This is a genomic window from Streptomyces sp. CB01635 (assembly GCF_002803065.1).
Lineage (GTDB): Bacteria > Actinomycetota > Actinomycetes > Streptomycetales > Streptomycetaceae > Streptomyces.
In genome coordinates, this window is sequence record NZ_NNBL01000011.1 from 159,146 (window position 1) to 176,911 (window position 17,766).

At 71.8% G+C, this 17,766-nt stretch carries 21 protein-coding genes; 8 read left to right on the forward strand and 13 right to left on the reverse strand.

The genetic code is table 11. The features are described from left to right. Positions 1 to 87 precede the first annotated feature (87 nt). Entirely contained in the window at positions 88 to 921 is an 834-nt protein-coding gene (locus CG723_RS26130) for a hypothetical protein (RefSeq protein ID WP_100595919.1), read from the forward strand. Here CG723_RS26130 and CG723_RS26135 read toward each other — a convergent pair. From CG723_RS26135 to CG723_RS26170, 8 genes are all read right to left on the reverse strand, one after another. Then, positions 901 to 1,386 (reverse strand): GNAT family N-acetyltransferase, encoded by a 486-nt coding sequence (locus CG723_RS26135; protein ID WP_100595920.1) that lies wholly within the window; start codon positions 1,384 to 1,386, stop codon positions 901 to 903. The genes CG723_RS26130 and CG723_RS26135 overlap by 21 nt on opposite strands. After that, the gene (locus CG723_RS26140; RefSeq protein ID WP_100595921.1) at positions 1,383 to 1,922 is read right to left on the reverse strand and encodes a hypothetical protein; all 540 of its coding nucleotides are present in this window, start codon (positions 1,920 to 1,922) and stop codon (positions 1,383 to 1,385) included. Before CG723_RS26140 ends, CG723_RS26135 begins: the two co-directional genes overlap by 4 nt. A 25-nt stretch (positions 1,923 to 1,947) precedes the next feature. Beyond that, positions 1,948 to 3,393 carry an MFS transporter gene (locus CG723_RS26145; protein WP_100595922.1) on the reverse strand — a complete coding sequence of 482 codons (1,446 nt, stop codon included), beginning with the start codon at positions 3,391 to 3,393 and terminating at the stop codon, positions 1,948 to 1,950. A gap of 85 nt (positions 3,394 to 3,478) precedes the next feature. Next, positions 3,479 to 4,420, reverse strand: coding sequence for a hypothetical protein (locus CG723_RS26150; protein ID WP_159032545.1), 942 nt, complete (start codon positions 4,418 to 4,420; stop codon positions 3,479 to 3,481). Between the two features lie 100 nt (positions 4,421 to 4,520). Next, positions 4,521 to 4,859 carry a DUF952 domain-containing protein gene (locus CG723_RS26155; RefSeq protein ID WP_100595924.1) on the reverse strand — a complete coding sequence of 113 codons (339 nt, stop codon included), beginning with the start codon at positions 4,857 to 4,859 and terminating at the stop codon, positions 4,521 to 4,523. 55 nt (positions 4,860 to 4,914) lie between these two features. Next, entirely contained in the window at positions 4,915 to 6,141 is a 1,227-nt protein-coding gene (locus CG723_RS26160) for an RNA polymerase sigma factor (RefSeq protein WP_100595925.1), read from the reverse strand. Then, positions 6,138 to 6,551, reverse strand: coding sequence for a YciI family protein (locus CG723_RS26165; protein WP_100595926.1), 414 nt, complete (start codon positions 6,549 to 6,551; stop codon positions 6,138 to 6,140). The genes CG723_RS26160 and CG723_RS26165 overlap by 4 nt, the downstream gene beginning before the upstream one ends. 101 nt (positions 6,552 to 6,652) lie before the next feature. Beyond that, positions 6,653 to 7,252 (reverse strand): dihydrofolate reductase family protein, encoded by a 600-nt coding sequence (locus tag CG723_RS26170; protein WP_100595927.1) that lies wholly within the window; start codon positions 7,250 to 7,252, stop codon positions 6,653 to 6,655. A gap of 149 nt (positions 7,253 to 7,401) precedes the next feature. On the opposite strand from CG723_RS26170, the gene CG723_RS26175 reads away from it, so the two are divergent. Then, positions 7,402 to 7,992 (forward strand): TetR/AcrR family transcriptional regulator, encoded by a 591-nt coding sequence (locus CG723_RS26175; RefSeq protein WP_100595928.1) that lies wholly within the window; start codon positions 7,402 to 7,404, stop codon positions 7,990 to 7,992. 39 nt (positions 7,993 to 8,031) lie between these two features. Here the strand turns inward: CG723_RS26175 and CG723_RS26180 are convergent, their stop codons facing one another. The 3 genes from CG723_RS26180 to CG723_RS26190 form a co-directional block, all read right to left on the reverse strand. Continuing rightward, positions 8,032 to 8,640: a GNAT family N-acetyltransferase gene (locus CG723_RS26180; protein WP_100595929.1), complete on the reverse strand. Its 609-nt coding sequence runs from the start codon at positions 8,638 to 8,640 to the stop codon at positions 8,032 to 8,034. A 184-nt stretch (positions 8,641 to 8,824) separates the two neighbouring features. After that, positions 8,825 to 9,904, reverse strand: a complete 1,080-nt coding sequence (locus tag CG723_RS26185) for a family 2 encapsulin nanocompartment cargo protein polyprenyl transferase (protein WP_234374523.1) — start codon at positions 9,902 to 9,904, stop codon at positions 8,825 to 8,827. 26 nt (positions 9,905 to 9,930) lie between these two features. Beyond that, positions 9,931 to 11,337, reverse strand: coding sequence for a family 2B encapsulin nanocompartment shell protein (locus tag CG723_RS26190; protein ID WP_100595930.1), 1,407 nt, complete (start codon positions 11,335 to 11,337; stop codon positions 9,931 to 9,933). 211 nt (positions 11,338 to 11,548) lie between these two features. On the opposite strand from CG723_RS26190, the gene CG723_RS26195 reads away from it, so the two are divergent. The 3 genes from CG723_RS26195 (at position 11,549) to CG723_RS26205 (ending at position 13,529) form a co-directional block, all read left to right on the forward strand. After that, positions 11,549 to 11,782 (forward strand): hypothetical protein, encoded by a 234-nt coding sequence (locus CG723_RS26195; RefSeq protein WP_100595931.1) that lies wholly within the window; start codon positions 11,549 to 11,551, stop codon positions 11,780 to 11,782. A 190-nt stretch (positions 11,783 to 11,972) separates the two neighbouring features. Continuing rightward, positions 11,973 to 12,551 carry an N-acetylmuramoyl-L-alanine amidase gene (locus CG723_RS26200; protein WP_100595932.1) on the forward strand — a complete coding sequence of 193 codons (579 nt, stop codon included), beginning with the start codon at positions 11,973 to 11,975 and terminating at the stop codon, positions 12,549 to 12,551. Positions 12,552 to 12,575: 24 nt separating this feature from the next. After that, positions 12,576 to 13,529, forward strand: a complete 954-nt coding sequence (locus CG723_RS26205; RefSeq protein WP_100595933.1) for a 1-aminocyclopropane-1-carboxylate deaminase/D-cysteine desulfhydrase — start codon at positions 12,576 to 12,578, stop codon at positions 13,527 to 13,529. A gap of 7 nt (positions 13,530 to 13,536) precedes the next feature. Here CG723_RS26205 and CG723_RS26210 read toward each other — a convergent pair whose 3' ends face one another. Further along, on the reverse strand, positions 13,537 to 15,135 hold the full coding sequence (locus CG723_RS26210; RefSeq protein ID WP_100595934.1) for a Na+/H+ antiporter: 1,599 nt from the start codon (positions 15,133 to 15,135) through the stop codon (positions 13,537 to 13,539). Between the two features lie 53 nt (positions 15,136 to 15,188). On the opposite strand from CG723_RS26210, the gene CG723_RS26215 reads away from it, so the two are divergent. From CG723_RS26215 to CG723_RS26225, 3 genes are all read left to right on the forward strand, one after another. Next, complete coding sequence (locus CG723_RS26215) at positions 15,189 to 15,449, forward strand: UBP-type zinc finger domain-containing protein (protein ID WP_100595935.1); 261 nt, start codon at positions 15,189 to 15,191, stop codon at positions 15,447 to 15,449. A 256-nt stretch (positions 15,450 to 15,705) separates the two neighbouring features. Then, entirely contained in the window at positions 15,706 to 16,119 is a 414-nt protein-coding gene (locus tag CG723_RS26220; protein WP_100595936.1) for an anti-sigma regulatory factor, read from the forward strand. Continuing rightward, complete coding sequence (locus CG723_RS26225; RefSeq protein ID WP_100595937.1) at positions 16,116 to 17,162, forward strand: RNA polymerase sigma factor SigF; 1,047 nt, start codon at positions 16,116 to 16,118, stop codon at positions 17,160 to 17,162. The genes CG723_RS26220 and CG723_RS26225 overlap by 4 nt, the downstream gene beginning before the upstream one ends. Positions 17,163 to 17,183: 21 nt before the next feature. On the opposite strand, the gene CG723_RS26230 is transcribed toward CG723_RS26225, so the two are convergent. Continuing rightward, the gene (locus tag CG723_RS26230; protein WP_100595938.1) at positions 17,184 to 17,657 is read right to left on the reverse strand and encodes a hypothetical protein; all 474 of its coding nucleotides are present in this window, start codon (positions 17,655 to 17,657) and stop codon (positions 17,184 to 17,186) included. Positions 17,658 to 17,766 lie beyond the last annotated feature (109 nt).

Below are 17,766 nucleotides of genomic sequence, written 5' to 3' on the forward strand. Positions count from 1 at the left end.
TTCCCGTCACCTGTCCGACAGCACCCGGCGTCCGCGCGGAGCCGGGTGCTGTCGGCGTTTTCGGGGCGCTCGGGTAGCGTCGCCCGGATGGACCACTCGCGCGCCCGCATCCTCTACGTCACCGATCTCGCGTACCCGGCCCGTGGCCGCCGGTACTGCGACGAGGACATCACCCTCTCGGCTCGGCTGCGCGAGGAGTTCGACGTGGCGCTGTGCCATCCGCTGGACGCCGCCGCGCTGATGGACGGCTTCGACGCGGTCGTCGTGCGCAACAGCGGGCCCGTGCTGCACTACCAGGCGGCGTACGACGCGTTCCGCGAGCGGGCCCTCGCGCGCGGGGTGCGGGTCTACAACGCGCTGTCCGGGAAGGCGGACATGGCGGGCAAGGGGTACCTGCTCGACCTGACCGCCGCCGGGTATCCCGTCATCCCGACCGTCGCCCGCGCCGCCGATCTGCATCTCTTGCCCGAGGCGGACGAGTACGTGGTCAAGCCGCTGCTCGGCGCCGACTCCATCGGCCTCGAGTTCGTCGGCCGCGAGGCGCTGCCCGGCCTGGAGTTCGACGGCATCCTCGTCCAGCCGCGGATCCGCTTCCGGTACGAGGTGTCGTTCTACTTCGTCGACCGCGCTCTCCAGTACGCCCTGTACGCGCCCCGGCCGGACGAGCGGTGGGTCCTCGAACCGTACGAACCCACGGACGCGGACCGGGAGTTCGCGCAGAAGTTTGTCGACTGGAACACCGTCGGCCACGGCATCCAGCGCGTGGACGCCTGCCGAACCCCGGAGGGCGAGCTGCTCCTGGTCGAGCTGGAGGACCTCAATCCGTATCTGTCCCTGGACCTGGTCGACGCGAGCACGCGCGACGCGTTCGTGGCGGCGATGGCGGACTCACTGCGGGGGCTACTGGCCGACGAGGTCTGACGAGGACGGCCGGCTGAAGCGGAGCTTGTCCTTCTCGCGGGCGCCCAGGCGCCGGTAGAAGCGGATCGCGCCGTCGTTCCAGACGGGTGTCTGCCACTGGATCTCGGCGATCCCCAGGGCGCGGGCCCCGGCGGCCACGGCGTCCATCATCAGCGGTCCGAGGCCGAGTCCGCGGTGGCCGGGGCGCAGGTACAGGCAGTCCATGTGGAGGTACTCGCACCCGTCCCAGGTGGAGATCGCGGGCTCGCAGGTCGCGTAGCCGGCGAGCGTGCCGTCGGCGAGTTCGGCGACCAGGCAGCGCAGGCGGGGCGTGGCGGTGGTGAACAGGAGCGTGTGCAGGCGGTCGGCGAGGCCGGGCGCCGGCGGGTCCGCCTTCTCGAACGCGGCGTGCTCCGCGGCGAGTCGGGCCACTTCGGGCAGGTCGCCGGGGCGGGCGTGCCGCACGCTCACCTGTGCGTCGGTCACCGGGCGTCTTCCTTGGTGACGTCCGCGGACCAGGCGGCGAGGCGGTCCACGAGAGGCCCTTCGCCGTCGAGGACGTGGCGGGTGAACGCGGTGCGCTCGTGGGCGAGCACGGCCGCCTCCCAGACGCAGGGGGCGAGGCCGGTGCGCCCGGGCCGCAGCAGTTCCGGGTGGCCCACGGGTCCGGTGAGGACCGCGAGGTCGGACATGTGGCCCTCGATCCAGGTGTGGACGAGGACGTAGTCCCCGTCTCCCCCGGCGTGCAGCAGGACGACGGCGAGGCCGAGCGAGCCCCGGACGGCGCCGAGCGCCAGATGGGCGTCGACGAGCGGCATGACCGCGGCGACGTCCCGCTCCGTCACCGCGCGCCCCGGCGCCTCGATGGCGTACGTCTTGACGAGGTGACCGCCGTGCTCGCCACTGCCCAACGGGCGTACGGCACGTGCGTGATGGCCGTCGGCGAGGGCGAGGAGCGCGCCCTGGTCGACGGCCACCGGGAGGGCCGATGCTGCGGTTGAGTTCCCGGTGCGATCGGACATGGCCCCATCATGCAGGGCCAAGGGGTCAGGCGTCCGCCCTGTTCTGTCCGCGCCGGGGCGAGAAGAACAGCGCGGCCAGTGCCGAACCCACCGCCACCAGCAGGGAGTTGACGAGTACGGCCGTGGAGACTCCGGAAAGGACCGCGTGCGGGCCGGTCGCCCCGCCCATGCGGGCCGTGGCGATCGCGCTCATCACCGGGATGCCCAGGGTGATGCCGACCTGCTGGGTCATGGTCGCGAGCCCCGTGGCGAGGCCCTGCTCCTCGTCGGGCAGTCCGGACGTGGCCGTCACCATGAAGCCGACGATCACCAGCATGTTGCCGACGCCCCCGACGAACGTGGCCGCGAGGAGCAGCCAGATCCAGGCCCCCGACGTGCCGAGCGCCACCAGGGCGAGTGTGGCGGCGGCCTGGACGGCGCCGCCGACGACGATCGTGGTCCGGTTGCCGAGGCGTCCGACGGCTCGGCCGCCGAGCGTGCCGCCGATCACGGTGCCGAGCCCGAGGACCCCGAAGGCGAGGCCCGTGGCGAGCGGCGAGTAGCCGAGGACTTCCTGGAGGTAGAGCGTGAGCAGGAAGACGAGGGACGTCTCGGTGACGAAGGCGATGAGCCCGGCCGCGTTGCCCCAGATCACGGTGCGCCGCCTGAGGATGTGGAGCGGGACGAGGGGCGCGGCGGCCCCCTTCTCGACGAACACGAACGCGACGAGGAGCGCGGCGCCCGCGAGCAGCGCGGCCAGGGTCGCGGGGGCGCCCCAGCCGGTCTCGCCGGCCTGCGTGAGCCCGTAGACGAGGAGCAGGAGTCCGCCGGTGACGGCCGCGGCGCCGGGTACGTCGAGGCGCGGGCGCCGGTCCGGGCGCGAGTCGGTGATCACGGACGGGGCGAGGACGAGGACGAGCGCGGCGACGGGGACGTTGACGAAGAACGCCCAGCGCCAGGAGAGCAGGTCGGTGAGAAGGCCGCCGAGGATGGCGCCCGCGGTGAATCCGGCGGACATCAGGGCGCCGTTGAGGCCGAGGGCGCGTTCGCGCAGCGGCCCCTCCTTGAAGGCGGTGGTCAGGAGGGCGAGACCGGCCGGGGTGACGGCCGCGGTCGCAAGGCCCTGCAGCACCCTTGCCACGAGCAGGACTTCGGGTGAGGCGGCGAGGCCACCCAGGAGGGAGGAGGCGCCGAGGACCGCCATGCCGGCGAGGAACAGCCGCTTGCGGCCCACCAGGTCGGCGACGCGGCCGAAGAGGAGCGTGAACCCGGCGGCGGCGAGCGCGAACGCCGTGGCGATCCACTGGAGATGGGAGAGCGAGAAGCCGAGCCCCTCGCCGACGACGGGCAGCGCGACGTTCAGGATCGAGAAGTCCACGGCGATCATGAACTGGGCGCCGAGGAGGAGGGTGAGGACGAGCTTCTGGCGGGCCGTCATGCGCGGGGGTGGTGCGACGGCAGGTGCGGGGGCGGTCTGCGTGGGCGCCGACATGGGGCACTCCTTAAATGGCTCTGCGTTCCCGTTAAGGCGCGCCAAACGTAGCAGAGTGGAGAGCCTTAAGGGAACCGCAGTTCCGTTACGTGTCGGCGAGCACCTCACGCACGTTGTCCCGCACCGTCTCCTGGTCCCGGCGCGCCGCCTCGTACGCGGACCTGTGACGCCCAAGGTCCGCCCGCTGCCGCTCGGACAGCACGGACCACCACACCCCGGCGGTGTTGTGCTCGCGCTTGCATTCGACATCGGCGACGGCCGTGCCCCGCTCACGCCGCGTACGCGCCGTGTTTCCGCCGCGGTCGCGCTTCCACGCCTTGTCGCGGAAGGCGTCATCGGGGGTGCCGTACCGCTTGAACCCCTTGTCCACGACGCACTGCGACCAGACCTTGAGCACGCGCCGCATCCGCCGGTCCTTCGCGGCCGCCTTCTCCAGGACGATCTCCCGCTGCGGGACGTACCCCCACGCGCGGCGCAGGTCCCGCACACCGCGGTAGAGGCGCTTGTCCGCGCGGCCGAGGCAGCCCTCCTGCGGGACGCGCTTGCCGAGGACCGTCGGCTTCCCGCCCGTGCGGTGCCCCCAGTAGACGCGGGACTCTTCGGCCGTCATACGGCGGCCCTCGGGCTCGATCCGTACGTCCCGTTGCGGGTCCCAGCCGTACCCCCAGCGCCGCGCCTTCTCCAGGTCGAGCTGCCCATCGAGATCCTGGGACACGGCCACCATGGCCAACCCGCCGGGATTCGGGTTCTTCGGGTCGCGCGGGAAGTCGGCGAAGCCGAAGTCGCGCATGCACCGCTGGGCGAGGAGCTTCTGGGCGCGCTTGAGCGTGCCGAACGCCCCGTCGTCCTCGGCGGTGAATTCGTAGCGGTGCAGGGGCAGTTCGGGCCGGTCCTTCGCCTCGCGGACGATCGGAACGCCGTCCGCGGTCCGCCGGACGCCGGACGGTGAAACGTCACACCCCGCCAGCAGGACCACCGCCATCGCCGCCGCGACCCCTGCGGGACCGCCCCCTCGCCGTGCGCGCACCGAACCTCCTCGGCCGGCTCACGCCGGCCCGTCCCCGCCCGGGGGCGAGCCGCCCCCAGATCCGAACACCCGTCCGACTGACGGGCAGACCGAGGGGACTTTAGCGGACCCGCCCGCCGTCCCAGTTGCGCACCTCGGTGACGGCGTCGACCGGCAACGGCCCGTAGATGTGCGGGAATTCGTCCGCGCCGGGCTCCGGCGCCTCGAACCTGACGGGCGCGGGCACCCGCGCGCTGTCGATGACCAGCACCACCAGCTCGTCGGGCCCGTCGTACGCGCCGTACAGGAAGTCGGCGACCTTCTGGAACTGGTGCGCCAGCGAGCAGTGGATGAAGCCCTCCTCGGCGAGGGTCCTGCCGCGCGTGGACATCTCGTAGGCGCCGGACGCGCGGGCCGCGTCCCACAGGGAACGCTCGGTGAGGTGCAGGAGTTCGGTCATGCACACCAACCTACGAGCCGACGGCTGCGGCGGGTGTCGCGTATCGGCCGCGGCCTCACCCGAGCCGGGCCGCCCGCAGCTGAAGGTAGCGCTGCTCCGGGCGGCTGAGCGTGCCGCTCGCCGCCTCCTGGTAGGCCGCCCGCGCCGCGTCGCGGTCTCCGGCCAGCTCCAGGAGGTGACCCCGCACGGCGGCGAGCCGGTGGTGCCCGCCGAGGGCGTCCGCCAGCTTGTCCGTCTCCGTCAGGCCCGCCTCGGGGCCGTGCACCATGGCGACGGCGACCGCCCGGCCGAGCGCGGCCATCGCCTCACCCTCGGGCACGATCCGCACGAGCAGGTCGTACAGGGCGAGGATCTGCGGCCAGTCGGTGTCCTCGGCGCGCGCCGCCTCGTCGTGCAACGCGGCGATGGCGGCCTGGAGTTGATAGGGGCCGACCGGTCCGTGCAGGAGGGCGAGGGAGACCAGGGCGACGCCTTCGTCGATCTCCGCGCGGTCCCACAGGGTGCGGTCCTGTTCGTCGAGGCGGACCAGTTCGCCCGCCGCGTCGGCACGGGCCGCGCGGCGCGCGTCGGTGAGCAGCATGAGGGCGAGCAGCCCGGTGACCTCGCTGTCGTCGGGCAGCAGCGCCCGCACGGCCCGGGTCAGCCGGATCGCCTCGCGGGCCAGGTCGGCGCGCTGCAACTGGGGCCCCGACGTGGCCGTATACCCCTCGTTGAAGATCAGGTAGAGGATCTGGAGCACGGCGGGCAGCCGCTCGCGCCAGTCCTCGGGCAGGCGGAGGCGCACGCCCCGTACGCGCTGCTTGGCTCGGCTGATGCGCTGCGCCATCGTCGGCTCGGGGACGAGATGGGCGCGGGCGATCTCGGCCGTCCTCAGGCCTCCCACGGCGCGCAGGGTGAGGGCGACCTGGGCGGCCGGGGTCAGCTCCGGGTGGCAGCACAGGTAGAGCAGGGTGAGGGTGTCGTCCTCGGAGGGGGCGCGGCTCTCGCCGGGCGGCGGGGCCGTGAACGCGTCACGCGGGGTGAGCGCGGCATCCGCCTCCTCGCGTCTGCGCCGCGCGTCGTCGCTGCGCAGGGTGTCGACGAGACGGCGTGACGCGACCCTGATGAGCCAGCCGCGCGGGTTGTCGGGCACGCCGGATTCGGGCCACTGCCGTGCGGCGGCGAGCAACGCCTCCTGCACGGCGTCCTCCGCGGCGTCGAAGTGTCCGTAGCGGCGGACCAGCGCGCCGAGGACCTGCGGCGCGTGGCGGCGCAGCAGGTCCTCGGTCGCCGCGGTCGTCAAAGGTCGCCGCCGCTGCCCATGATGGCGCGGATCACGACGGGGCGGACGGGTGCACCCGCGGGTGCGGGGCACTCGGCCACGCGCTTGGCGATCTCGGTGACGCGGTCGAGGTTCTCGCACTCGAGGATCCAGAAACCGGCGAGCAGCTCCTTCGTCTCCCCATAGGGGCCGTCAGTGATGACGGGCCGCCCCTGCGCGTCCGGCGTGACGAACCGAGCCTTCGCGGGCTCCGCCAGACCTTCACCGGCGAGCATCTCGCCGGACTCGGCGAGGTCGTCGTTGATCTTCTGCATGTGGGCGAACATCGTCTGGATGTCCTTCTCGCCCCAGGCCGGATTGCCCTCGGACGCCTTGCCCGCCATGGCCTCGTAGTCGAGCTGGGTGCCTGTCACCATCATCAGGTACTTCATGGCTGTGCGCTCCTTCGGCCAAGCCGTCCGCCGGGCGCGGGCGGCTTCACTGGAGACGTCGGAGCGGCAGCAGCGTTCTCGACACCGCCCGGAAGAAAATTCTAGCCGGGGATCCCCGGCCTCTTCCTGCTGTACGTCCGCACGATCACGCCGTTGCCGAAGGTCCGGTTCTCTTCCAGCGCGAACTCGCCGATCGCGAAGCCGGAGCCGAACATCGGCATGCCCGAGCCGAACACCAGCGGGTACGTCTTGATCACCAGCTCGTCCACCTCGTCGGCGAGGACGCCGGCGAGCGTCGCGCCGCCGCACAGCCAGATGCCGAACTCGCTGTCCTCCGCCTTCAGTTCGCGGATCTTCCCGACGACGTCCTCGGCGACGATCTCCACGTTCGGGTCGGGGGACTTCTCGATCGAGCGCGCCGCGACGTACTCACGCAGGTGCCCGTACGGGCTGGTCAGGCCGGCGTCGAGGCCGATCTGGTAGCTGGCCCGGCCCTGGATGACGGTGTCGAACCGCTTGTTGACCAGGTGCTCCAGTCCGAGCATCCGCCGGCCCTCCGCCGAGATGGTCTCGGGGTACTCGGTCGTGAGGAACTCGAGGAACTCCTCGTTCACGAAGGGCATGAAGGCGTTCGCGTCTCCGTCGGGGTCGCCGATGAAACCGTCGATCGACACGGCGACGAAGTACGTGAGCTTTCGCAAGTGGGTCTCTTTCCGCAGATGACAGGGGTGTCCGGGCGAGCCGTTGCGCCGTTTCGGCTTCCTGGCCCGCTCGAACAACTGCAGTTATAGTGCTTCATCTGTAGTGGTTGCAAGAGGTTTCCGGATCCACGGTCAAGAGGAGCGCGCAGATGGCACGGAACGCGGAGCGCAGGGTGGCCCTGGTGAACGCCGCGGTGGAGGTACTCGCGGCCGAGGGCGCACGCGGCCTGACCTTCCGCGCGGTGGACGCCGCGGCGGGCGTCCCCACGGGCACCTCGTCGAACTACTTCACCAGTCGGGACGACCTGCTGCACCAGATCGACGCATGGCTGCACGAGCGACTGGCCCCGGATCCGGCGGTGGTCGCGGAACTCCTCGAGCGGCCGCGGGACCGCGAGCTGGTCGCGGCGTTCATGCACGATCTGCTCGGCCGCGCCCAGCGTGACCGCACCGGCTATCTGGCCATGATGGAGATGCGCCTGGAGGCGGGGCGCCGGCCCGAACTGCGCGCGTCCCTGATGAAATCGCTCCGCGGCGACCTCGACTTCGGCATCTCGTTCCACGCCGAGTCCGGGCTCCCCGGCGGCGCGGAGACGGTGACCGTGCTCTATCTCGCCGTGCTGGGGCTCATCCTGGAACACCTGACGATGCCGGGGATGCTGGACGGCGCCGTGCCCGGCGTGAGCGTCCCCGAAGGCCTCATGGACCGGATCGTCCGCACGATCGTGCCGCAGGAGTAGCCGCCCGCACCCTTGATGGACAGCCCCTGAGCCAGGCGCTCAAATCCCCTGCGGATCACGCCACATGGGCCACATCGTCGGCCCGTCCGGCAACGCGATCCCGCTGCCGGTGCACGTGAAGCCGAGCCGCTCGTACAGCACACGGCTGCGGTCGCTGCTCGCCTCCAGATACGCCGCCGTGCCCTCGCGGTCGCAGCGGTCGAGGACGGGCTGCGTCAGCGCGGTGCCGAGGCCCTGGCCCTGCCGCGCCGGGTCGACGGCGATCATCCACAGGTACTCGTGCGCGCGGTCGCTCGGGTGGGCCCCTGCGGTCAACCGGCCGATCTCCTCGACCCGTTCGTTGTCCGGGTCCACGGCGGCGCGCAGTTGCGCGGGGCCGTCGTCGTCCTCGTCCTCGGCCGAGCCGTCCGGCCGGGCCGGCACCGAGAGCCAGAGCGCGGCCGCGGCACCGTCTTCGGTGATGTCGACATATCCCTCGCTCAGCGAGATGTCGATGAAGGCCGCCATGAGTCCGGCGTGCCTGCGGCGCCGGTGCGCCAGGCCGGGGAAGACCCAGCCGCTCACCGGATCGTCCATGAACGCCTCGTCGAGCAGCCGCACAAGGTCCGCCCTATCGCCCTCCGTGGCCCTCCGGATCGCCACGCCCATGGCCCCGCCCCCTCACGTCGCGGCCCGCCTCGACGGGCCGTGTCCCTGCGCCGGTCGGCCGCCACGCGCCGGCCCGCTGCAGCCTAGGCGATCGGTTACGTACGCGCGTTGCGGGCCCCGCGCTCCTGTCGGAGCGCGGGGCCCGCAACGCATGGCAGCTCCCCTCCTCTGTTGCTGGTTTCCCCTAGTGGCTGCGCCGCGTCACGAACTCGGCCAGCGACAGCAGTCCGTCCGCGGCCTCCGGCGCCGGGACCGCCCGGGACAGCTGGTGCACCGCCCGGGACATCCGGTCCGCCGCGTGCAGCTGCGCCCAGTCGCGCCCCCCGGCGCGCTCGACGACCAGCGCCATGGCCTCCAGCTCCCCCTCCTCCGGCGGACCGCCGTCCGGCCCCACCACCCCGTAGAGCGCGGCCAGTTCACCGGCTTCCGGCGTTCCCGAGGCCAGCGCCGCCACCACCGGCAGCGACTTCTTGCGCACCGCGAGATCGGCGCCCGCCGCCTTGCCCGTACGGGCCGGATCCCCCCAGATCCCTATGACGTCGTCGATCAGCTGGAACGCGAGCCCGGCCTGTCTGCCGAACCCGTCGAGGGCCGCGACCTCCTCCTCTCCGGCCCCCGCGTACAGCCCCCCGACCGCGCAGGCGCAGCCGAGCAGAGCGCCCGTCTTCGCCTCCGCCATGACGAGACACTCGTCCAGCGTGACCTCGTCCGGTTCGCGCCTCTCCAGGGCGACATCGGCGACCTGGCCCTCGCACAGCTCCATCACACAGGCCGCGATCCGGGCCGCCGCCGGCCGGGCCGCCGGGTGCGGGTCCTCGGCCAGCAGCCGCTGCGCGAGCGCCTGGAGCGCGTCGCCCGCCAGGATCGCGTCGGCGTCCCCGAAGACGGTCCACGCCGTCGGCCGGTGCCTGCGCGTGGTGTCCCGGTCCATGACGTCGTCGTGCAGGAGCGTGAAGTTGTGGACGAGTTCCACAGCCGCGGCCGCCCGCACGGCGAGCTCCGGGGCGCCCCCGAGCGCCCGTACCGCGGCGAGGACGAGCGCCGGCCTGATGGCCTTGCCCGCGTGCTCCGTGGCGGCGGTGCCGTCCGCGTGCTCCCACCCGAAGTGGTAGCGCGCGACGCGGCGCAGCGACGTGGGCAGGGTCTCCACGGCCCCGCGCAGCTCCGGGTCGACCTGCGCCCTGGCCTGCGCCAGGATCACCGCCGCCTCCTGGCCGTCAACAGCCACTTCTTCGCCCGGTCCCCCTTGCTGCTGCCGCACCATGGACTGCTTCGTCTGCGCCATGAGCTTCAACGCCACCTGCCGATCTCGACGTTCTCCAGGACGCCGAGCGCGTCCGGCACGAGCACCGCCGCCGAGTAGTACGTCGTCACCAGGTACGAGATGATCGCCTGCTCGCTGATGCCCATGAACCGCACCGACAGGCTCGGCTCGATCTCGTCCGGGATGCCCGCCTGCTGGAGGCCGATGACGCCCTGCTCCTCCTCGCCGGTACGCATGCAGATGATCGACGTCGTGCGCGCGTCGGACACGGGGATCTTGTTGCTCGGGAAGATCGGCACCCCGCGCCAGGTCGGAATGCGGTTGCCGCCCACGTCGATGGACTCCGGGACGAGCCCCCGCCTGTTGCACTCGCGCCCGAACGCGGCGATGGCGCGCGGGTGGGCGAGGAACAGCTTCGATCCCCGGCGGCGGCTGAGCAGCTCGTCCATGTCGTCCGGGCTGGGCACGCCGTCGTGCGGCTGGAGCCGCTGCTCGTACTCGCAGTTGTTCAGCAGACCGAACTCCCGGTTGTTGATGAGTTCGTGCTCCTGGCGCTCCTTCAACGCCTCGACGGTGAGCCGGAGCTGATGCTCCGTCTGGTTCATCGGCTGGTTGTAGAGGTCCGCCACGCGCGAGTGGATGCGCAGGACGGTCTGGGCGACGCTCAGCTCGTACTCGCGCGGCGCCGCGTCGTAGTCGACGTACGTGCCCGGGAGCACCGCCTCGCCGACGTGGCCGGCGGAGAGGTCGATCTGCTTCTCGCCGAACTTGTTCGCGCGCTGCGCCGGGATGGTCCGCAGCGCTCCCAGGTGGCCGGCGAGGCTCTCGGAGCGCTCCGCGACCTGCTCCAGGTCCTGGCGCGGCAGCGTGAGCACGGTGCACGCGGTCACGGCGCGCGCCGTGTACTCCCAGATGGCGTCCGGGTCGAGCAGCGCCTGCTCGCCGAAGTACGCACCGTCGGCCAGCACCCCCAGGACCGCGTCGTCCCCGTAGGGACCCGTGCCGACCTTCTCGACCTTGCCGTGCGCGAGCAGGAACACCTCGTCGGCGGAGCTGCCGAACGAGGCGAGCAGCTCGCCCGGCACGTACTCCCGCTGGCGGCACCGCACCGCGAGCTCCTCGAGCACTTCCTGGTCGCCGTAGTCCCTCAGCACCGGCAGTTCGCCGAGCTCCGCGGGGATGACCCGCACCTGGTCTCCGGTCTTCACGAACGTCACGCGTCCGTCGCCGACCGAGTAGCTGAGCCGCCGGTTCACCCGGTACGTGCCGCCCTGCACATTCACCCAGGGCAGCATCCGCAGCAGCCACCGGGAGCTGATCTCCTGCATCTGTGGAGCGGACTTGGTGGTGGTGGCCAGATTCCGCGCGGCGGATGTGCCGAGACTCTGCTGGGGCCCGGCCTGCTCCGTGCGGACTTCTTCGCCTACCGACATGGGCTTTGCCTCCCGATCAAGAACTGACCTGCGGCGACAAGACTTCCAGCACCCACTGTGGCCGCGCCATTACACAAACGAGCGGGGTTGGGCGAGAGTGGACAGGGCACGATGCCCGTTTTTCCGGGTAGGGAACTTCCCGACGGAGGAACTTCAAGATCCCGGCGGGCGTTCAACCGGTACACCGAGGCACCGATGACGGGAGACAGCAATGACAGGCTTCCTGGACCGCGCCAAGGAGCAGGCGCAGCGCGGGCTCACGCAGGGCAAGCAGAAGCTGGACGAGGTGCAGGCGCAGCGGGCGGGCGGCGACCTCCTGAAGAAGCTGGGCGCCGCGTACTACGCGGAGCGGAAGGGCACGGGCACCCCCGAGGCGACCCAGTCCGCGCTCGGAGCCCTGGAGAACCACATCGCGGAGCACGGGGACGGCTTCCTGCGGGCCTGAGGCCGCTCCGCCTCCCTCCCGGTCGGCCCGTAGGCCTCTGGCTGTCCGGAACGGCTCACGATGTCCGGAACGGCTCGCACGCGATGCGAACAAGTAGTCCGGGTGGGCCTGTTCGGGTACAAGCGGCGTACGAGACGGACGCGCCCCGCTTCCGTCGCACCCCGCGAAGGAGGCGGCCGTGGCCACACCCATGTCCGCGAGCAGTTTCCTGGACGCCCTCAAGCGTGAAGGCCTGACGGTCGTCGAGGTCGGCGACTGGAGACACCACAACCGCAACCACAAGGGACCCTGGGGCCCGGTGAACGGCGTGATGATCCACCACACCGTGACGAAGGGCAGCAAGCAGACCGTCGACCTCTGCCAAAAGGGGCACGCGGACCTGCCGGGGCCGCTGTGCCACGGCGTCATCACGAAGGACGGCCGCGTCCACCTCGTCGGCTACGGACGGGCCAACCACGCAGGTCTCGGCGACGACGACGTGCTGCGGGCGGTCATCGCCGAGAAGGCCCTGCCCCACGACAACGAGGCGAACACGGACGGCAACCGCCACTTCTACGGCTTCGAGTGCGAGAACCTCGGCGACGGCGAGGACCCGTGGCCCGCCGCGCAGCTGGAGGCCATCGAGAGGGCGGCGGCCGCGGTGTGCCGCCATCACGGCTGGACGGAGAGGTCGGTGATCGGCCACCTGGAGTGGCAGCCGGGCAAGGTCGACCCGCGCGGCTTCACGATGGCCTCGATGCGGGGGCGCATCCGCGACCGGCTCAAGTAGCCGCCCTCCGGCACGCGGCCCGCGATGACCCGCTTGCACAATGAGCAGGTGACCTCGCACTCCCGCCCGCGCCCGCCTCTGCACCCCCGGCTGCCCTCGCCGGTGGAGCCGGTCGCCGACGACCGGTTCCACCGTCACGGGGTGCGGCTCCTGCTCAAACGCGACGACCTCATCCACCCCGACCTGCCCGGCAACAAGTGGCGCAAGCTGGCCCCGAACCTCGAAGCGGCGACCGCAGCGGGCCACGGCACGCTGCTCACGTTCGGCGGCGCGTACTCCAACCATCTGCGCGCCACGGCCGCCGCGGGCCGTCTCATGGGCCTGCGGACCATCGGCGTCGTCCGGGGCCAGGAGCTCGCCGGACAGCCCCTGAACGCGTCTCTCGCGCGCTGCGCGGACGACGGCATGCGTCTGCACTTCGTCGACCGGACGACGTACCGGGAGAAGCGGGATCCGGCCACGCTCGCGCGCATCCTGCGCGAGGTGGCACCGCCCGACGGCGACGGGAAGACGCCCTACGTCGTCCCCGAGGGCGGCAGCAACACCGAGGCCGTGCGCGGCTGCGCGGAGCTCGGGCAGGAGTTGCGCGGGGCCGCCGACGCGGTGGGCGTCGCCTGCGGCACCGGCGGCACGCTCGCCGGACTGGCCGCCGGGCTCGGCGAGGGCCAGCGCGCACTCGGCATACCCGTCCTGAAGGGCGGCTTCCTCGGCGACGAGATACGCACCCTCCAGGAGGCGGCGTTCGGCGGCCCGCGGGGCGACTGGTCCCTGGACGAGCGCTTCCACTGCGGCGGCTACGGCCGCACCACCCCCGCCCTCCTCGCCTTCGCCGAGGACTTCGAGCAGCGCCACGGCGTGCCCATAGAGCGCCTCTATGTGGCCAAGCTGCTGTACGGGCTGCTCACCCTCACCGAGGAGGGCGCGTTCGCGCCGGGCACGCGGCTCATGGCCGTCGTGACGGGAACGCCCTCCCCGTAGCGGCCGGTCAGTCGTCGACCTCCCGGTAGGCAGCCGCCTCCTCCAGGTCGAGCTTGCGCAGCAGCGTGCGCATCATCTCGTCGTCGATCCGCCGCTCGTCCCGCATCCGTACGAAGACCTCGCGCTCGGCCGCGATGGCCTCCCGCGTGAGCCGGCGATACGTGTCGTCGGCGGACTCCCCCGTCACCGGGTTGGCATGGCCGAGGCGCTCCCACACGGAGTTGCGGCGGCGCTCCAGGACGGTCCGCAGCCGGTCCTCGAGCGGCTCGGGCAGACAGTTGCGCTCGTCCTCCATCAGCTCGTTCACGCGCTCCTCGGCGGCCTGTGAGGCGGCGTTCTGCGCCTGCGCCTCGGCGAGCGTCTCGGCCTGCGTATCGCGACCCGGCAGCTTGAGGATCTTGATCAGCCAGGGCAGCGAGAGCCCCTGCACGACGAGGGTGCCGATGACGGTCGTGAACGTCAGGAACAGGACCAGGTTGCGAGCGGGGAAACGGCTCCCGTCGTCGACGAACAGCGGGATCGAGAAGGCGATCGCGAGCGACACGACGCCGCGCATCCCGGCCCAGCTCACCACGAGCGGCCGCCGCCAGTCGGTGTCCCGTTCCCGCTCCCTGATCCGCGCCGACAGCCACCAGGGCAGATAGGTGGCCGGATACGACCACACGAAGCGCATCACCACGACGAGCACGAAGACCGCGACGGCGTACCCGAGGGCCTCCCCGACGCTGTACTCGCCGAGGTCCTTGAGGACGAAGGGCAGCTGGAGTCCGATGAGCGCGAAGACCGCCGACTCCAGGATGAAGGCGACCACCTTCCACACGGCGGCCTCCTGGAGGCGCGTCTCGAAGTCGACCTGCCAGGCGTGGTGCCCCAGGTAGAGGGCGACCGTGACCACGGCGAGCACTCCGGAGGCGCCGACCTGCTCGGCGGCCGCGTAGGCGACGAACGGGATGAGGAGGGAGAGCGTGTTCTGGAGGATCGCCTCCTTCAGGTGCCTCCGCAGCCAGTGCAGCGGCACCATCAGGACGAGCCCGACGCCGACGCCGCCGACCGATGCCACCAGGAACTCCCTGATCCCGCCCGCCCAGCTCGCGCCCTCCCCGACCGCGGCGGCCAGCGCGACCTTGTAGGCGGTGATCGCGGTCGCGTCGTTCACCAGGGACTCGCCCTGGAGGATCGTCGTGATCCGCGCGGGCAGCCCCACCTTGCGCGCGATGGCCGTCGCGGCGACCGCGTCCGGCGGGGCGATCACCGCGCCGAGCACGAGCGCGGCCGTCAGCGGCAGATCGGGGATCAGCTCGTACGCGAGCCAGCCGACGGAGACGGTCGCGAACAGCACGTACCCGACGGAGAGCAGCGCGACCGGCCTGATGTTGGCCCGCAGGTCGAGGTACGAGCTCTCCAGGGCCGCGGTGTGCAGCAGTGGCGGCAGGATCAGCGGCAGCACGATGTGCGGGTCGAGGGTGTAGTGCGGCACTCCGGGCAGGTACGACGCCACGAGTCCGACCGCGACGAGCAGCAGCGGCGCGGGTACCGGGGTCCGGCGCGCGGCCCCCGCGACCGCCGCGCTCGCCGCGATCAGTGCCACCAGGGGCAATACATCCATCAGCCCGTCCCTCCACCGTCCGCCATGCCGCCGCCCGCCGTAACCTGGCCATCATGAATGAGTGCCCGCATGTCGACGCGCTGCCCCACCCCGAGCCCGCGCCCCTGAGTGACACCTGCCTGGAGTGCCACGCGGCCGGCACCCACCCGGTGCAGCTGCGGCTCTGTCTGGAGTGCGGGCATGTGGGCTGCTGCGACTCCTCGCCCCTGAAGCACGCGACGCAGCACTTCGGGGAGTCGGGACACGCGGTGATGCGGACGTTCGAGCCCGGCGAGAGCTGGCGCTGGTGCTTCGTGGACAGCCTGCTCGTCTGAGGACCGCACCGGTTTGCGGTTCGACCGTGCGAGGCCTGGGTACGTCAACCCGGCGCCCGCTCTTTCCAATTGAGCCCGCACACCCTCTAGCCACTGTCCGTACTCATAGGCTTACTATGAGTGACACCAACGGGCCGGGGGTCCCCGGGACAGGAGACTTGGGCGCGCGGTAGCGTCACCGCTGAACACATAGCGCGTCACCCGGGGGACGTACCCTCCGGAGCCCGAAAGTGCTTGTACCACCATGGAGGTGAGGGTGTCCCAGATCGCAGGCGAGCCCGGGAATCAGGACTTCGTAGAAGTCCGGCTGCCGGCTGCGGGTGCCTACCTGTCGGTGCTGCGGACGGCCACGGCCGGCCTCGCGGCGCGTTTGGACTTCACCCTCGACGAGATCGAGGACCTCCGCATCGCGGTAGACGAGGCGTGCGCGATCCTGCTCCAGCAGGCCGTGCCCGGCTCGGTGCTCAGCTGCGTCTTCCGCCTCGTCGACGACTCGCTGGAGGTGACGGTCTCGGCGCCCACCACCGACGGCCGAGCCCCGGAGCGCGACACCTTCGCCTGGACTGTGCTGTCGGCCCTCGCGGGCAAGGTGGACTCCACGGTCGCCGACGACAACACCGTCTCGATCAGTCTCTACAAACAGCGCGGCGCGGGTCCCGGGCCGGCGTGACGAACGGGGACGGGCCGGTGCGGGACGAGAAGCACGGCACACAGGACCTCCCGGCCGACGGCGGGGAGGGGATGCGGCGGCTTGCCGACGGCATCCCCGAACAGCAGGCCCGGCCGCACCCGGAGGACCCCGCGGACCTCGAACGGCCGGGTCCGCCGGTGGTGGCCGATGCGTCGGAGCAGGCAGAGCCGGCCGGCGGAGAGAAGATCTCCGCAGGACCGGACGCGCGACGGGCGGGATGGATGAGCGAGCACGAGCGACACGGTGACCAGCAGCGCACGCACGATCCGCGGGACCGCAGCGGCGCACGGCTGATGTTCATCGAGCTGCGCACCCTGAAGGACGGCAGCCCGGAATACGCGGACCTGCGCAATCAGCTGGTCCGCATGCATCTGCCGCTCGTCGAGCACTTGGCCCGCCGCTTCCGCAATCGCGGCGAGCCGCTCGACGACCTGACCCAGGTCGCCACGATCGGCCTGATCAAGTCGGTGGACCGCTTCGACCCGGAGCGCGGCGTGGAGTTCTCCACGTACGCGACGCCGACGGTCGTCGGTGAGATCAAGCGGCACTTCCGCGACAAGGGCTGGGCGGTGCGCGTCCCGCGGCGTCTTCAGGAGCTGCGTCTCGCGCTGACGACGGCGACGGCCGAGCTGTCCCAGCTGCACGGCCGCTCCCCCACGGTCCACGAGCTCGCCGAGAAGCTGGCGATCTCGGAGGAGGAGGTCCTGGAGGGCCTGGAGTCGGCCAACGCGTACTCCACGCTGTCCCTGGACGTCCCCGACACGGACGACGAGTCGCCCGCCGTGGCGGACACGCTGGGATCCGAGGACGAGGCGCTCGAGGGCGTCGAGTACCGCGAGTCCCTCAAGCCGCTTCTGGAGGACCTGCCGCCGCGCGAGAAGCGGATCCTGCTCCTTCGCTTCTTCGGGAACATGACGCAGTCCCAGATCGCGCAGGAGGTCGGCATCTCCCAGATGCACGTCTCCCGCCTGCTGGCCCGCACCCTGGCCCAGCTTCGGGAGAAGCTCCTCGTCGAGGAGTGAGACCCAGGGCGTGCGGGCCGGCTACTTCCGGTTCTGCTTCTGTACGGCGCCCGTGGCGCCCGGCGTCGTGATGCCGAGCGCCCGGGTGGTGGCCGGGTTCACCAGGAGCACCAGGGCCGTCACCGCGACGACGGCGAGCGCGATCCCGCCGGGGATCATCACGCTGTCGGCCTGGAGCAGCGTGTAGGCGACCGGCAGCGCCATGATCTGCGTGATGATCGCGGGCCCCCGGCTCCAGCTGCGCCGCTTCAGGAGACCGCGCGCCGCGATCAGCGGCAGCAGCGCGAGGACGACGAGCGTGACGCCGCCGGTCACGGCCTGCTCGGGGTCGTCGGGGTGACCCGCGAGGCCCATGACGAGCATGTAGACGCCGCCGACGAGCAGGGCGGCACCCTCGAGCCCGGCCAGCGCGGCGGCCGCGGTCAGCCGGCCGGGGCGCGGGCCGTCGTCGGTGGTCGCGGCGTCGTCGGGGCTGGGGTTCTGCTCTGAGGTCACCCAAGCAGGGTAGCCCTCGGCCGACACCTCCCGGCCGCCCCGGGTGGGCCCGCGGCGGCCCCGTTCTCTTACCCGACTCCTACCTCGGTCTGGGCCGAGTACCACCCGG